Origin of the sequence: Ottowia sp., assembly GCF_016703145.1 — a bacterium.
In the GTDB taxonomy this organism is placed as follows: Bacteria; Pseudomonadota; Gammaproteobacteria; order Burkholderiales; family Burkholderiaceae_C; genus Ottowia.
The window spans coordinates 966,975-982,984 of record NZ_JADJCO010000005.1 but is presented as its reverse complement, the minus strand read 5'-3'; the positions used below and the strand labels follow the sequence as shown (position 1 = coordinate 982,984).

The following is a 16,010-nucleotide window of genomic DNA, read 5'->3' as shown; positions in this document are numbered from 1 at the left end:
CAAGATTGACAGCCCGGCATTTGCGGGCTAGTATCAACATTGTAGATACATGAGAAGAAAGAGCAGCATCGTGCGAATTCAGATCAAAAAATGGGGCAACAGCGCGTCCGTGCGCATTCCCGCCGCGATCATGCAGGCCGCCAGACTCAAGGTGGACGCAGCGGTGGATATGCATGAGGAAGGCGGTCGCATTATCTTGCAACCGGTGCTTGCACTGGCCCCCAGTCTGGACGCGCTGCTGGCCGCAATCACGCCGGACAACCTGCATGCCGAGGCAGACTTTGGCAAGGCAGTTGGAAAAGAGTGGCGCTAGCCATGCCACGTTATGTCCCGGATGCCGGTGACATTGTCTGGCTGTTGTTCGACCCGCAAGCCGGACGCGAACAGGCCGGCCACCGCCCAGCGCTGGTCATCAGCCCCGCCACGTACAACGGCAAGACAGGCCTGATGCTCTGCTGCCCCATGACCACGCAGATCAAGGGCTACCCGTTCGAAGTGCTGATTGCCGGAGCGCGTTCCGGCGTGGCGCTCGCGGACCAGTTGAAGAGCCTCGACTGGCGGGCACGCAAGGCCATGCGCAAAGGCCGTGCAGCGGCGGCTGAGTTGTCAGAAGTCCGCACCAAAGCGCTGGCATTGATCGGCAAACCGTAAGCTGCAGCGTCTTTATTGCTCGCTTCGCGAGGGGGTTGCACGGTGGATTCCCGCCTTCGCGGGAATGACGAACACTTTTACTTCAGCAACCCGCGCTCGCGCGCCAGGTGCACGGCCTGCGTGCGCGAGTTCACGGCCAGCTTGGCGTAGATGTGGCGCACATGGGACTCCACCGTCCGGCGTGACCGCTGCATCTGCTCGGCGATTTCGCGGTTGCTCAGGCCCTTGGCGATCAGCGCCAGAATGTCCCGCTCGCGCATGCTGAACGAGGCTGGCATCTCCACCTCGCACCCTGCTGCTTGCGGCACGCCCGCCACCGCCACCGCCGCCCCAGCCGTGCCGCCGTTGCCACCAGGCGCATCCGCGCTGCCGATCAGCGCCAGAATGCGCCGCGCGATGAACGGGTCGATCGGCGCGCCGCCGCGCAGCACGCTGCTCAGCGACATCGCAATCTCGGCGTCATCGCGCTCTTTCAGCACATAGCCGCTGGCGCCCGCGCGCAGCGCGCCAAGAATCATCTCCTCCGTGCTCCAGGCCGAAATCACCAGCACCGGCAAACCCGGATCGCACCGATGCAGCCAGCGGATCAGCTCGATGCCGTTGCCGTCCGGCAGGCCCAGATCGACCAGCGCCAGCGCATACGCTGCTTGATTGGCCAGCGCCTGGCCCTGGGCCATGTCCGCCGCGCAATGCAGCAAGCCATCGGCATGGCCCAGGCCCGCCAGGATGCGGCGCAGCCGCGCCTGCATGGGCGGCTCGTCTTCAACGATCAGGATGGCTTGGGGCATGGGGTGGGATGGCTTGGCTCGCTACGCTACCGTAACGTATCGTAACGCCAATCAGTAATTTACGTGATGTGAAGATTTGAAACGGTTGGATACGCTGCAGGTGCTCGCAAAAAATCTGCGCGCCAAAAAAGGGGGCGGGTTCGGGATTCCAATTTCAGTTTAGTTCGCTGTTGCGACGTGAGTCACGTTGGAACTCGCAAGTTCACTCTGCTCGATGAGATGACGTTGCGGACGTGAAATTCGTTGGGAAATCTCATGCACTACCCTTATTTTTAATCCAAACGGAGAATTCAATGACAACTGTTACTTTGATTCAAGCGGCGGCACATGATGTTCAAAAAATTCTCACAATGACGGCACAGCCCATGAATGTCGTTTTGACTAATATTACCGGAGGGGCCATTCAATTCCAATGCAGCAATCCAAAAAACACAATCAGTGGCGCTAAGACAGTCGATATTATTTATGATGCAAACGTTCGCGGTAACCCTCATCAAACAATCCAGGTGAGTTCAGTCATTGCATTCGCAGCTGTAGCTATCGAGCAACCAGGTTCCGATCTGGATCCTATGCTTCCCGATGTACCTTGGGCATCATCATATGCGGAAGGCGTAGGCGTCGATGCCATCACCGGCAACACCATGGGCGTATCTGCTCTAGTGCCATTTCAGACCATTCCCGCAAAAATACATAACAGCACGGAGAAGTTTGATGTGATTGCTAGTTTTGATTCTATGAATCATAAGATCGAAACATCAACGAAGGGGGAGTATAATATCGAAGGCGTTTCCATAGACGAGTCAATCAAGTACCTGACAGATATTCGTCAAAGTGCCCTGGAAATAACATATATTGTCGAATGCAAAGTTCAGGACGCCGTATTTGAAGCTTCGCCGAAATCTGGTTACGTGCTTACCGACGAAGCCAAGAATATCATGAGGAATGATCCTGATAAATTCCGCGCAACGTACGGAGATTATTTCGTAGCATCCAAGCAAAATGCATCCAGTTTTCAAGCGATATATAACTTGAAAGCGAAATCTTCAAATGAATTGAAAAGTTTTGAGGCCAGTGCAGGGGTTTCGGTAGAGGGTCTATTTTCAAAGAATGGTAGTGCTAAATTTGAAAATGATGCGGCGCATTTTGGTATTCAAATTTCTTCCCGTGTATACATGATCGGCGTGGATGATGTAAAAAGTCAGCCTATTGTGAGCACCCCCACGGATGTACCAGACGCGCTAAAGTGGTTCAAGGAGCATCAGGTCGGAGTTCCGCAGCGTGCGAAGCTCATTCACTATAATTCCCTCCATCCGGGATATCCACGTCGCGTGAATGTCAGTACAGAGGAATTTACTGAACTTCGGGAACTTTATACTCAGCTCTGGGAAGTTAGAGTTCTATATAATTCTCTCCCTGACTTTTACAGTCAGCAACTTGGTAATTATTTTATTGACGTTGATTCAGGCATAAGCTCCAATCAATCCAAGCTTGCTACCGACGGGAAGATGCGAGCCTCGTTCCAATCTAAGGCGAACGATCTCGTAGCACAGATGAAGAAAATTCGCTCTCGTCAAGACTTCTATGACGCTCTCATTGGAATGGCACATAGTGAGCCAACTCATGGATCGAAAATATCTGAATCCTCGACGAGCAATGTTTGGGAATTTGGTCATACAGCCTCAGAGGATCCCGAAAGCATTAAGCTCTATGTGTCAACAGTGAACGCTCGAGACGACGCGCCAGGATGTGGTTATCGGTCGAGGAATATTGCATTCGGGCCTGATCCGAAACATATGATTGTAGGTTGGGAAGTAATTTCCAATTGGCATGATGGAAGTAATGGTTTTTGGAAGAAGGCAACTGAAAAAATTATCTCTACGAATTATGGTGCTATTTACGTTGAAGGTAAATTTGATCGTGGCTTCAACTGGACCGTCAAATATTACTACGTTGACGCAGAGCCTTACAGCCACTTTGATTGATGGTCGAAATATGGCATATACCTGATATATGGTTGCTTGGTCAAAGAAGGGGATATGAAGAAGAAAATTTCCCTAACGCCAATGCCAGTCAGTTAAGTAGATATCTCCGTCGTTCCCGTGAAGGCGGGAGTCCTGTGCTCCCGCAAGCGTTCTGGATTCCCGCCAGCGCGGGAATGACGAGATTGCCGTCAGCGAAGCAGTGCAAGACGCCAAGGCGCAATTCCCCCACTACAAGAAGCAGAAGCGGAGCTGAAGCCACTCTACCCAAGTTTGATTCGTTCAAGCTAACCTGAGAAGGAGCCAATGATGAAGAAACTGCACCTAAAAATTTTTGTGCTTGCCGCTATCATCCTGGGCAGTCAGTCTGCGGCGCATGCGGTCAGTCCCAAAAAGGCGTACTGCAATAACCAGGACTACTACACCTCCGATGGATCCAACAATGGAAAAATCTACCCCCATTTGCATTGCCTGACCACCGGCCTCACGTTCTCCGCCAGTGGGTCTAACCACAAGAACTTTTTGAACGGGGAACAGTTTAACGCCGGGCAGGCCAACGGGGCGTGCACCATCGCCAACATCGGCCAGATCAAGGCCGTCATCAAGAAGGTGTGCGAAAATTATGATGCGATCTGTAGCGACTGCAACTGAACGTGATGCCCCGTGGTGGCCACAACCTGGTATTTTTGAAGGAGGGTGATAATTTTTATCTGACCCTAATTCCACAAAAACACCCCTAGTCGATTCTATTAATCAGGAACAGGTTGCCGCACGGGAGCGGCTCAAGGAAATCTACGTACAGATTGGCGAAAAACTGCGTGCCCCCAAGAGAGTAGAGACTAGGGAGTAGTCGCAAAGGCGGGACTGGCAATCCGATTTGTCGAGGGGAAGTGACTATGCCCACGCTCCGCCTAGTCCGCGGCGTTTTACCACAGATGATATTGGACCCAAGGTTGACGGGTTCGACGCTGCACCCCTGGTATCAGTATTAACAATGACCTAATGGAAGACATAGTCTTTCACTAAGATGATAAAAACGCGTCTCCCCCGAAACTAGGTGGGTATTTGGAAAATACTATCTGCTTGGGCTCGCACCATTTAATAAAATTCGTTCTATTCAACGGATATGGCTATGAATAAAAAATTTCCCCTAGCAATTTTCGCCGCATGCTTCCTTAGCTCCGCGGACGCTACCTCATGGCCCAACTATGTCTATTTCGACATCGCAGGCATGAAGGAGTTCAGTTTCACCGAGACAGGGCACTCCATATCTCCGGGGCAAGCTTACGGCCCCGTTGCATCTGGGGTTAAAAAGGAAAATGGCCAAGATCAAGGGTATATCTTGATCAATGCGGGAAGGCATAAAACCGATGCTACCGCAGCGTGGTTCAAGTCGCAGGCGGGGACTGGGCAAACGCTGGCATGTGACAGTTCGAGTACCTACCCAAACCAATTGAATTTTGCTGTGCAGGGTACTCTAAATATCACTACGCTGACCAATAAAGTATATTCATGCGAAAAATTCACCGTTGCGCAAGGGAATTTTAACGAAACCAATAACTGGTGGCTCGCGAGTCCGACCATGTTTGGTGTTCATATATCAATCACGGGATTGACTGCGCAGTGGTGTACGTCATCGAACGCATCGATCCCGGCACTTGTGATATTTTCGCCTAAAACTCCATGTACAAACCATTTTAATGCGGCAATAATACCTTTGACTGGCGTGCCTTGATGGCCCATATTCCTAATGGAAATTCAATTAGTGGCTCGGGCTGGTTCTCTTGCGCCGTGTGCATTGGTGATACTAAGTCCATCTCCTTATACACATATCCTCAAGGTCATTGTAAATCAATGATTTGCAAATAAGCCAAGATGAATGCTTGAGCCAAGATTTTGGATTCCCTGCATACCGAAATTCCACATTTCAAGGGTCTTTGGGGGCTTTGCTTAAAAATTAGTCAAAAATTATGTATGACGAAATTGCTTTGACTAAGCCATGATTAATCATCTTGACCATTAATTTGTATGGTTTGCGTAAGTCCTATTAATTAATAGCGGGCTGCCGTCCGCAACACACTGCCATTGAGGGGAATACTGTGCGTCCATCGCTTAAATCATTGTTCAGACTCGCTTGGGTCGTGCTGACGTTTGCAACCGTCGCGACCGTCCTGCCCGCAAGGGCGCAGACGCCGAGCATGCTCGACCCGACCGTGACCCAGGTCTCGGCGAGGGGTGACCACACCTGCGCGCTGAGCACAGCGGGCGCGGTCACGTGCTGGGGCTTGAACAACAGAGGCCAGCTCGGCAACCTGACCAACAGCGGCAATAACAACCCCAATCCGGCACCGCTGCCGGTCACGGGTTTGAGCAGCGGCGTGGCGGCGATCGCGGCGGGCAGCGGCCACACCTGCGCGCTGAGCACGGCGGGCGCGGTCACGTGCTGGGGTCGGAACCAGTTCGGTCAGCTCGGCAACCTGACCAACAGCGGCAATAACAACCCCAATCCGGCACCGCTGCCGGTCACGGGTTTGAGCAGCGGCGTGGCGGCGATTGCGTCGGGCATCGCCCACACCTGTGCGCTGACCACGTCGGGCGCGGTCACGTGCTGGGGCTCGAACCGGTACGGCCAGCTCGGCAACCCGACCAACAGCGGCAATAACAACCCCAATCCGGCACCGCAGCCGGTCACGGGTTTGAGCAGCGGCGTGGTGGCGATCACGGCGAGCAACGATTACACCTGCGCGCTGAGCACGGCGGGCGCGGTCACGTGCTGGGGTCGGAACCAGTTCGGTCAGCTCGGCAACCTGACCAACAGCGGCAATAACAACCCCAATCCGGCACCACTGCCGGTCACGGGTTTGGGCAGCGGTGTGGCGGCGATCGCGACGGGCGCTGCCCACACTTGTGCGTTGAGCACGGCGGGCGCGGTCACGTGCTGGGGTGACAACTTCTACCGCCAGCTCGGCAACAGCAACAGCAACGCCAATCCGGCACCGCAGCCGGTGGCGGGTTTGAGCAGCGTGGCGGCGATCGCGGCGGGCGACCACCACACCTGCGCGCTGAGCACGGCGGGCGCGCTTACGTGCTGGGGTGACAACAGCGTCGGCCAGCTCGGCAACCCGACCAACAGCAGCGCCAATCCACAGCCAGTGACGGGTTTGAGCAGCGGTGTGGCGGCAATCACGGCGGGCGCTGCCCACACCTGCGCGCTGAGCACGGCGGGCGCGCTTACGTGCTGGGGTCGGAACCAGTTCGGTCAGCTCGGCAACCCGACCAACACCGGCAACAACAACGCCAACCCGGTGCCTCGCGCCGTGAGCGGCTACGCCCAGGGTGTGGCCTATGCGACGCGCCCGGTCACGATCAGCGGCACGCCAGTCGACCAGCCGGTCGGCACGATTGCGGTGGGCGGCGACCACACCTGCGCGCTGACCCCGGCGGGCGCGGTCACGTGCTGGGGGGAAAACCGGTTCGGCCAGCTCGGCAACCCGAGCAACAGCGGCAATTACAACCCCAATCCGGCACCACTGCCGGTCACGGGTTTGGGCAGCGGTGTGGCGGCGATCGCGACGGGCGCTTCCCACACTTGTGCGTTGAGCACGGCGGGCGCGGTCACGTGCTGGGGTGACAACTTGTACGGCCAGCTCGGCAACACGAGCAACAACGGCAACAGCAACGCCAATCCGACACCGTTGCCGGTGACGGACTTGGACAGCGGTGTGGTCGCAATCACGGCGGGCCAACTTCACACCTGCGCGCTGAGCACGGCGGGCACGGTCACGTGCTGGGGCTTGAACTGGTACGGCCAGCTCGGCAACACGACCAACAACGGCAACAGCAACCCCAATCCGGCACCGCAGCCGGTGGCGGGTTTGAGCAGCGTGGTGGCGATCGCGGCGGGCGACGCCCACACCTGTGCGCTGACCACGTCGGGCGCGGTCACGTGCTGGGGCTTGAACAACAGAGGCCAGCTCGGCAACCCGACCAACAGCGGCAATAACAACCCCAATCCGGCACCGCAGCCGGTCACGGGTTTGAGCAGCGGCGTGGTGGCGATCACGGCGAACAGCGATCACACCTGCGCGCTGAGCACGGCGGGCGCGGTCACGTGCTGGGGCTTGAACAACAGAGGCCAGCTCGGCAACCCGACCAACAGCGGCAATAGCAACCCCAATCCGGCACCGCAGCCGGTCACGGGTTTGAGCAGCGGCGTGGCGGCGATCACGGCGGGCCGACTTTACACCTGCGCGCTGACCACGTCGGGTGCGGTCACGTGCTGGGGCTTGAACAACAGCGGCCAGCTCGGCAACCCGACCAACAGCGGCAATAACAGCTCCAATCCGGCACCGCAGCCGGTCACGGGTTTGAGCGGTGTGGCGGCGATCGCGGCGGGCTTTAGCCACACCTGTGCGCTGAGCACGGCGGGTGCGGTCACGTGCTGGGGCTCGAACCGGAACGGCGAGCTCGGCAACCCGACCAACAACGGCAACGACAACCCCCATCCGCGGCCATTGGCGCTGCGCAGTGGTCAATCGCTGGCCTTCAATCCGCCTGCGCCGACCGTGCCCCTGACGACGATTGCGCTGGGCGGCATGCTGTCCCTCGCCGCGCAGGCAAGCGCTGGCGGCAGCGCGCCAATCGTCTTTGATGTGTGGACCCCCGATACCTGCACTGTCAGCGGCACCACGCTGGCCGCCACTGGGGCCGTCGGCGCGCTGTGCGGCGTGCGCGCCTCGCGCGCGGGCGGCGGCGATGGAGACGGCGGCACCACCGCAGCAGCGCCGCAGCAGTTGCGCCTGCTCGAAATCACGAGGCTGCCGCAAACCATCACCTTCACCTCGACCGCACCCGGCAATGCCACGGTAGGCGGCGCGACCTACACCGTAGCCGCCACCGGCGGTGGCTCGGGCAACGAGGTGACGTTCACCCTTGACGCCGCCTCCACCGCAGGCGCGTGCACGATTGCAAGTGGGGTGGTGTCGTTCACTGGCGTAGGCAACTGCATCGTCAATGCGAATCAGGCCGGTAATGCAAACTACAGCGCTGCGCCGCAGGTGCAGCAGACGATCAATGTGGGCAAAGCCAGTCAGCTCATCACCTTCGACCCCCTGCCCACCGTGCTGTACGGCGGTACCGGCACGGTGACGGCCTCGACCACGGCAACACCAGGCACAAGTTATCCGATCACGTTCTCCACAACATCGACCGATTGCTCGGTGAGCAGCGCAGGCGTGGTGACGGGCATCAACGCGGGCACGGCCAATTGCCAGATCACCGCCACGCAAGCGGGCGACGCCAGCTACGAGGTCGCCACAGAGACGCAAACCCTGAGCATCGGCAAAGCCAGCCAGGCCGCCCTGACCGCCACCGCCAGCCCGGCTGGCGTCACCCTCGGTGGCATCAGCACGCTGGGCACCACGGGCGGCTCGGGCACGGGCGCGGTGAGCTATGCGGTGACTGCGGGCAATGCGTTTTGCACGGTGAACGGCAGCACGCTGACCGGCACCGCCGTGGGCACCTGCACCGTCACCGCCACCAGGGCAGCCGATGCGAACCACGAGCAGGCCACGGCCACCGTGGACGTGGCCGTGCGGGCACTGGTGCCGGTGCCCACGCTGTCGGCGTGGCTGCTCGGGTTGTTGGGGGCGATGCTGGCGTCCATCGGGCTGGCTCGCTCGCGGCACGCGCGTGGGTAAGCGTTCTAAGGGTGGCAGCTCGTAGCTCGTAGGATGGGTAGAGCGAAGCGAAACCCATCTCCACTCGGCATGCAAACAACAATGGGTGTGTGTTGTGTGTTTGGTGGGTTTCGCTTCGCTCTACCCACCCTACGTGTCTACTCAGGCCAGCGGGCTACAGCACCACCAGATGCGCCGCCCGCGCCTGCGGCACCGCGCTGAGGGCAATGCGCTGGTCAAACGTCACCAGCCGCCCGCCGTGGCGCACGGCCAGCGCCAGCAGGTACAGGTCGGTCAACTGGCGCGGGCTGTGGATGTGGGCGTGGTGGAAATGCCCGGCGTCCAGCACGCTGAGGTCATCGGGCCAGAACGCATGAAAGCGCGCGGCGGTCGATTGGCCCAGCATGGCCGCCAGCACGGCCAGCGGCTGCGGCTGGCCGTAGCCGGGCTGGGCCATGATGCGCAAGCAGCCGTTTTGCGTCAGCGGGCAACTGGCCCAGCCCTGGGCAATGTGCGCTTGCAGCCAGCGCGAGGCGGTGTGGTGGTGCACGTGGTCGCTGTCGTGCAGCGCGATCAGTACGTTCACGTCAAGCAGGGCGCGCACGTCAAACGCCTTCTTCGTCGCGCAGGCGGTCGATCAATTCATTGCTGATGACGGCGCCGCGCGGCGGCAGCGGGTGGATGCCATAGGCGGCGAGCGGTTCGGCCACGTGCGCGGCGGCGGCAGGTGCCGCAAGTGCGGTGGGCTGGGCAAAGGCTTGGCGGGCCAGTTCGCTGATGATCTGGCCCAGCGGCTTTTTTTCGCGGCGTGCGAGTTCCTTGGCGGCGAAAAGCACGTCGTCCGCAATGTCGAGCGTGGTGCGCATGGCGGGCTCCTGAAAAAAACGGGATGTTTGATGCTAACGCATCACGCATCTTTGATGGCTTGTCGGGACTGACGCACGCCGATGACTTGCAGGAACGGCTTTGGCCGCGAACCGCAAGGAAACGCGGGCATTCGCGGCTGAAGCCGCTCCTGCAGGGACTGGGGCGTGGCTGTGGGGGCGTTCGCGGCGAAAGCCGATGCGCCACGGGCGTGGGCTCACCACGTAAGATCAGCCTCATGGAACGAAACACACCCGATGCGCCCGAGCCGCATGCGCGTCGAGGGCTGGCCAAGGGCATTTACGTGCTGCCCAACCTGTTCACGCTGGCGGCGCTGTTCGCGGCGTTCTACGGCATCGTCATGGCGATCAACAACCGCTTTGACCTGGCCACCGCGGCCATCTTTGCCTCCATGGTGCTGGACAGCCTGGACGGCCGCGTGGCGCGCATGACGCACACGCAAAGCGCGTTTGGCGAGCAGATGGATTCGCTGGCCGACATGGTGTCCTTTGGCGTGGCGCCCGCGCTGATCGCCTATCTGTGGGCGCTGGAAACCCTGGGCCGCTGGGGCTGGATTGCCGCGTTCATCTACTGCGCCTGCGCGGCGCTGCGGCTGGCGCGCTTCAACGTCAACACCAGCGTGGTGGACAAGCGCTACTTCCAGGGCCTGCCGTCGCCGGCGGCGGCGGCGCTGGTGGCGGGCTTTATCTGGCTCACCAGCGCCATGCTGGTCGCGCACCGCGAGGTGCCGCTGTTCCGCGCGCTGATCTCGGTCGGCGGTGGCGGCGTGCCGATCGGGCGGGGCGATCTGTCGTGGATCATGTTCGCAGTCACGCTGTTCGCCGGCCTGACGATGGTGACCAACATCCCCTACTACAGCTTCAAGGACTTCGGCGGCCGGCGCAGCGTGCCTTTCGCGGTGCTGGTGCTGGTGGCGCTGGTGTTCGCCATCATCAGCATCGAGCCGGCCACCATGCTGTTCGTGCTGTTCGTGGGCTACGCGCTGTCGGGCTACGTCATCTACGCCTGGCGGCGCGCCAAGGGCGAGCCGGTCAGCATCGTCAGCACTTCCACCGACGAGCCGGACGAACGCGGCCTGCACGACTGAGTTTGTGATAGAGTAATCGGCTTATGAAATTCGCCCGCGCCGCTGCCGTCCAAGCCGATGCATCGGCTTGCGCCGCGCGTGCGCTACTGGCTCTACTGCTACCACAGGCGGGCTAGACGCGTTCATTTCTTCATCGAACACCTCGACGGCCCGTATGCACCAGCAGCGGGCCGTTTGCATTCGTGTTGCTGGTGGCGAACCCCTCCCACAAGGATGACCCCATGCTCCAGCAACCCAGCACCAAGTACCGCGCTTTTCCGCCCATCGGCCTGAAGGACCGCACCTGGCCCGACGCCGTCCTGTCCCGCGCGCCGACGTGGCTGTCCACCGACCTGCGCGACGGCAACCAGGCGCTGGTGGAACCCATGGACGCCGCGCGCAAGCTGCGCATGTTCGAGCTGCTGGTGAAGACCGGCTTCAAGGAGATCGAGGTCGGCTTTCCCGCCTCGTCGCAGATCGAGTTCGACTTCGTGCGCAAGCTGATCGACGAGGGGCGCGTTCCGCCCGACGTGACCATTCAGGTCATGACGCCCGCGCGCGACGAGTTGATCGAGCGCACCATCGAGTCGCTGCGCGGCGCGCGGCGCGCCATCGTGCACGTCTACAACGCCGTCGCCCCGGTGTGGCGCGAGGTGGTGTTCGGCATGAGCGTGCCGCAGGTGATGGAACTCGTGGACGCGCGCGTGCGGCAGGTGCGGCAGCTCACCGACGCGCAGCCGGGCGCCGAATGGGTGCTGCAGTATTCGCCCGAGACCTTCAGCCTGGCCGAGCTTGACGTGTCGCTGCAGGCCTGCGAGACCGCCATCGCCGCCTGGGGGCCGGGACGCCCCATCATCCTGAACCTGCCGACCACGGTGGAATGCGCCACGCCCAACGTGTTCGCCGACCAGATCGAGTGGATGGCGCGCCGCTTCGCTGGCCGGCCCGAGGTGGTGATCTCGGTGCACCCGCACAACGACCGCGGCACCGGCACCGCCAGCGCCGAGCTGGCGCTCATGGCCGGCGCGCACCGGGTCGAGGGCTGCCTGTTCGGCAACGGCGAGCGCACGGGCAACCTGGACGTGGTCAACGTGGCGCTCAACCTCTACACCCAGGGCGTGGCGCCGGGGCTGGATTTTTCCGACATCGACGCCGTGCGGGCCGAGGTCGAGCACTGTAACCAGTTGCCCGTGCACCCGCGCCACCCCTACGCGGGCGATCTGGTCTACACCTCGTTTTCCGGCTCGCACCAGGACGCGATCAAGAAGGCCTTCGCCGCCCGGCGGGAGGGCGACGTGTGGCAGATGCCCTACCTGCCGATCGACCCGAAGGACCTGGGCCGCAGCTACGAGGCCATCATCCGTGTCAACAGCCAGTCGGGCAAGGGCGGCATGGCGTACCTGCTCGAAAGCGAATACGGCCTGGCGTTGCCGCGCCGCCTGCAGATCGAGTTCAGCCAGGTGGTGCAGCGCGTGATGGACACCGAGGGCAAGGAGTTGACCGCCGCCGACCTGTGGCGCATCTTCCAGCGCGAATACCGCATGGAGACGGGCCATGGCCTGCGCCGCCACGTGGTGCAGGCGCATGACGGGGGCATCGTCTCGCTGCGCGGCGACCTTTCCTGGAACGGCCAGGTGCATGCCATCGAAGGTCGCGGCAACGGGCCGATCGACGCCTTCAGCCGCGCGTTGGGGCAGGCCGCCGGCCATGCCATCCGCGTCGTCGACTACCAGCAGCACGCCATCGGCAGCGGCGCGGATGCGCGCGCGGTCGCCTACGTCGAGCTGCGCGTGGACGGCTCGCAGGCGCTGTTCGGCGTCGGCATCGATGCCGACACCACGGCGGCTTCCTTCAGGGCCATCGCCTCCGGGGTGCACCGGGCCGAGGCGTTGGGGTGGGCCGCTCCTGGGGGCACGGCACAATCGCGGTCCGTGACCGACGCCGTGGCCGCCTGAGCCCCGCGCGATTCGACGAACAGACCAGGAGAAAACACGATGACCGACAAGCTGATCATTTTCGACACCACCTTGCGCGATGGCGAGCAATCGCCCGGCGCCAGCATGACGCGCGACGAGAAGCTGCGCATCGCCCGCCAGCTCGAACGCCTGAAGGTGGACGTGATCGAGGCCGGCTTCGCCGCCAGCAGCAACGGCGACTTCGAGTGCGTGCAGGCCATTGCCAACGTGATCAAGGACTCGACCATCTGCTCGCTCTCGCGCGCCAACGACCGCGACATCGCGCGCGCCGCCGAGGCGCTGAAGGGGGCCGCCAGCGGGCGCATCCACACCTTCATCGCCACCAGCCCGCTGCACATGGAGAAGAAGCTGCGCATGACGCCCGACGAGGTGTTCGAGCAGGCGCGGCTGGCGGTGCGCTTCGCACGCAACCAAATGGGCAACGTGGAATTCAGCGCCGAGGACGGCTACCGCAGCGAAATCGACTTTCTGGCGCGCGTATGCGAGGCCGTCATCAACGAAGGCGCCACCACCATCAACATCCCCGACACGGTGGGCTACGCCATTCCCGAGCTGTACGGCCAGTTCCTCAAGACGCTGCGCGAGAAGGTGCCCAACAGCGACAAGGCCGTCTGGTCCGTGCACTGCCACAACGACCTGGGCATGGCCGTGGCCAACAGCCTGGCGGGCGTGAAGATCGGCGGCGCGCGGCAGATCGAGTGCACCATCAACGGCCTGGGCGAGCGCGCGGGCAACTGCTCGCTCGAAGAGATCGTGATGGCCGTGAAGACGCGGCGGGACTACTTTGGCCTCGACGTCGGCATCGACACCTCGCAGATCGTGCCGGCCAGCCGCATGGTCAGCCAGACCACCGGCTTCGTGGTGCAGCCCAACAAGGCGGTGGTGGGCGCCAACGCCTTCGCGCACGCTTCGGGCATCCACCAGGACGGCGTGCTGAAGGCGCGCGACACCTACGAGATCATGCGTGCCGAGGACGTGGGCTGGAGCGCCAACAAGATCGTGCTGGGCAAGCTCAGCGGCCGCAATGCCTTCAAGCAGCGCCTGCAGGAGCTGGGCGTGGTGCTGGAGTCCGAGGGCGAGATCATGGCGGCGTTCGCCAAGTTCAAGGAACTGGCCGACCGCAAGAGCGAGATCTTCGACGAGGACATCCTGGCCCTGGTCAGCGACGAGAGCGTGACGGCCGAAAAGGAGCAATACGGCTTTGTCTCCCTGTCGCAGCACAGCGAGACGGGCGAGATGCCCCATGCCCAGATCGTGTTCACCGTCGATGGCAGGGAGGTGCGCGGCGAATCCGACGGCAACGGGCCGGTGGACGCGTCGCTCAAGGCGATCGAATCGCACGTCAAGAGCGGCGCCGAGATGGTGCTGTACTCGGTCAACGCCATCAGCGGATCGACCGAGAGCCAGGGCGAGGTCACCGTGCGGCTGCAGAACAGCGGCCGAGTGGTCAACGGCGTGGGCGCCGACCCCGACATCGTGGTCGCCTCGGCCAAGGCTTATCTGAGTGCACTCAACAAATTACACAGCAAAGCTGACCGGGTTGCGGCGCAAGGATAGGGTTAACCCTTTTTTCGAGCCGATGCATGAAGAAAGAGGCGCAAGTCGCTGATATTGCGCCTCTTTTTGAGTTTCAGTACACTCCGTTCCCATTCGTGGTCTGGTTTGGGGAACAGTGATGCGCACGGCTGCACTCAGGAAGTTTTTGACGGCGTGGGCATGTGGCCTGGGTCTGGCCTCGGCGAGCTTGGTGCTCACGCTGGCGCCCCTCAGCCCGGCCCTTGCCGCGCCGGCCAAGAAGTCCGCCAAGGCGGCCTCGGCCAAGACCAAGACCACGTCCTCCAAGGCCTCTGGCGGAAAGGCCAGGGCCGCTGAATCCACGACGCCGGCGAGCGGCAAGAGCGGTCGGCGCATGTCGGCCAAGCGCGCCTTCGCGGCCGACGACGGCGCGGCCCGCCGCGGCGAGCGCGTAGGCCGCACCCTGGTGGCCGGCCAGCGCAAGGACAAGGTCGGTTCGCGCGCGTCGCGCGTGGCGTCGCAGCAGACCCGCCTGTCGCTGCGCACGGTCGCGCACGTGCCGAGGGAGGCGCCGGCGCCGCGCCTGTCGTTCGGGCAGATGGCCGGCCTGCGCGCCGTCAGCGACCCGCTCGACCTGGAGTCCAGCGTGGCGCTGGTGCTGGACCAGGACACGCACGAGGTGCTGCTGAGCAAGAACGACCACGCGGTGCTGCCCATCGCGTCGCTGACCAAGCTGATGACCGGGCTGGTCGTCTCCGACGCGCGCCTGCCGCTGGACGAGGTGATCACGATCACCCAGGACGACGTGGACACCGAGAAGGGCAGCCGCTCGCGCCTGGCCGTCGGTACGCAGCTCACGCGCGGCGAGCTGATGCACCTGGCCCTGATGTCGAGCGAGAACCGCGCCGCGCACGCGCTGGGCCGGACTTACCCCGGCGGCATGGGCCGCTTCGTGGCGCTGATGAACGCGCGCGCCCTCATGCTGGGCATGAAGGACACGCGCTACATCGAGCCCACAGGCCTGTTCAGCGCCAACCGCTCCAGCGCGCAGGACCTGGCGGTGTTGGTGGCCGCCGCCCACCGGGACGCGCTGCTGCGCCAGTTGACCACGTCGCCGAGCTACGAGGTCGCCGTCGGCAGCCGCGTGCTGCAGTACAACAACACCAACGGCCTGGTGCGCAGCCCGGACTGGGACATCGGCCTGCAGAAGACAGGCTACATCTCGGAAGCGGGCCGCTGCCTGGTGATGCAGGCCCGAGTGGCAGGCCGCAAGCTGATCATGGTGTTCCTCGATTCCACCGGCAAATACAGCCGCCTGGGCGACGCCGAGCGCGTGCGCCGCTGGGTCGAGCTGCAGCACCACGCCAACACGGCCGTGGGCAGCGCCTTGGCCGGCTGAGCGTCAGCTTGCTATCTTATCGATAGCTTTTGGCGAAATATGCATGTGGGCTAGAGGCCGAAAGCACTGAAAA

The 16,010-nt window shown here is 61.9% G+C and carries 13 protein-coding genes; 10 read left to right on the top strand and 3 right to left on the bottom strand.

Annotated features, from left to right (window positions below):
- Positions 1 to 70: 70 nt before the first annotated feature.
- Complete coding sequence (locus IPG65_RS17575; protein WP_293192324.1) at positions 71 to 313, top strand: AbrB/MazE/SpoVT family DNA-binding domain-containing protein; 243 nt, start codon at positions 71 to 73, stop codon at positions 311 to 313.
- 2 nt (positions 314 to 315) lie between these two features.
- Entirely contained in the window at positions 316 to 651 is a 336-nt protein-coding gene (gene mazF, locus IPG65_RS17570) for an endoribonuclease MazF (RefSeq protein WP_293192322.1), read from the top strand.
- A 77-nt stretch (positions 652 to 728) separates the two neighbouring features.
- Here mazF and IPG65_RS17565 read toward each other — a convergent pair whose 3' ends face one another.
- Entirely contained in the window at positions 729 to 1,439 is a 711-nt protein-coding gene (locus IPG65_RS17565) for a response regulator transcription factor (protein ID WP_293192320.1), read from the bottom strand.
- A 293-nt stretch (positions 1,440 to 1,732) separates the two neighbouring features.
- Between IPG65_RS17565 and IPG65_RS17560 the strand changes: the two genes are divergently transcribed.
- From IPG65_RS17560 to IPG65_RS17545, 4 genes are all read left to right on the top strand, one after another.
- Positions 1,733 to 3,421: a hypothetical protein gene (locus IPG65_RS17560; RefSeq protein WP_293192318.1), complete on the top strand. Its 1,689-nt coding sequence runs from the start codon at positions 1,733 to 1,735 to the stop codon at positions 3,419 to 3,421.
- Between the two features lie 306 nt (positions 3,422 to 3,727).
- Entirely contained in the window at positions 3,728 to 4,069 is a 342-nt protein-coding gene (locus tag IPG65_RS17555; RefSeq protein ID WP_293192315.1) for a hypothetical protein, read from the top strand.
- Positions 4,070 to 4,550: 481 nt separating this feature from the next.
- On the top strand, positions 4,551 to 5,153 hold the full coding sequence (locus IPG65_RS17550; RefSeq protein WP_293192298.1) for a hypothetical protein: 603 nt from the start codon (positions 4,551 to 4,553) through the stop codon (positions 5,151 to 5,153).
- Positions 5,154 to 5,616: 463 nt separating this feature from the next.
- A complete protein-coding gene (locus IPG65_RS17545) occupies positions 5,617 to 9,117 on the top strand; it encodes a hypothetical protein (protein ID WP_293192295.1) in 3,501 nt (1,166 codons plus the stop codon).
- 154 nt (positions 9,118 to 9,271) lie between these two features.
- Here the strand turns inward: IPG65_RS17545 and IPG65_RS17540 are convergent, their stop codons facing one another.
- Positions 9,272 to 9,700: a TA system VapC family ribonuclease toxin gene (locus IPG65_RS17540; RefSeq protein ID WP_293192292.1), complete on the bottom strand. Its 429-nt coding sequence runs from the start codon at positions 9,698 to 9,700 to the stop codon at positions 9,272 to 9,274.
- Between the two features lies 1 nt (position 9,701).
- Positions 9,702 to 9,962, bottom strand: a complete 261-nt coding sequence (locus tag IPG65_RS17535; RefSeq protein ID WP_293192289.1) for a CopG family transcriptional regulator — start codon at positions 9,960 to 9,962, stop codon at positions 9,702 to 9,704.
- A gap of 236 nt (positions 9,963 to 10,198) precedes the next feature.
- Between IPG65_RS17535 and pssA the strand changes: the two genes are divergently transcribed.
- The 4 genes from pssA (at position 10,199) to IPG65_RS17515 (ending at position 15,937) form a co-directional block, all read left to right on the top strand.
- The gene (pssA, locus tag IPG65_RS17530; protein ID WP_293192287.1) at positions 10,199 to 11,068 is read left to right on the top strand and encodes a CDP-diacylglycerol--serine O-phosphatidyltransferase; all 870 of its coding nucleotides are present in this window, start codon (positions 10,199 to 10,201) and stop codon (positions 11,066 to 11,068) included.
- 221 nt (positions 11,069 to 11,289) lie between these two features.
- On the top strand, positions 11,290 to 13,002 hold the full coding sequence (leuA, locus tag IPG65_RS17525) for a 2-isopropylmalate synthase (protein ID WP_293192284.1): 1,713 nt from the start codon (positions 11,290 to 11,292) through the stop codon (positions 13,000 to 13,002).
- A gap of 39 nt (positions 13,003 to 13,041) precedes the next feature.
- The gene (locus tag IPG65_RS17520; protein ID WP_293192282.1) at positions 13,042 to 14,580 is read left to right on the top strand and encodes a 2-isopropylmalate synthase; all 1,539 of its coding nucleotides are present in this window, start codon (positions 13,042 to 13,044) and stop codon (positions 14,578 to 14,580) included.
- A 118-nt stretch (positions 14,581 to 14,698) separates the two neighbouring features.
- Positions 14,699 to 15,937, top strand: coding sequence for a serine hydrolase (locus IPG65_RS17515; RefSeq protein ID WP_293192280.1), 1,239 nt, complete (start codon positions 14,699 to 14,701; stop codon positions 15,935 to 15,937).
- The last annotated feature ends 73 nt before the right edge of the window (positions 15,938 to 16,010 follow it).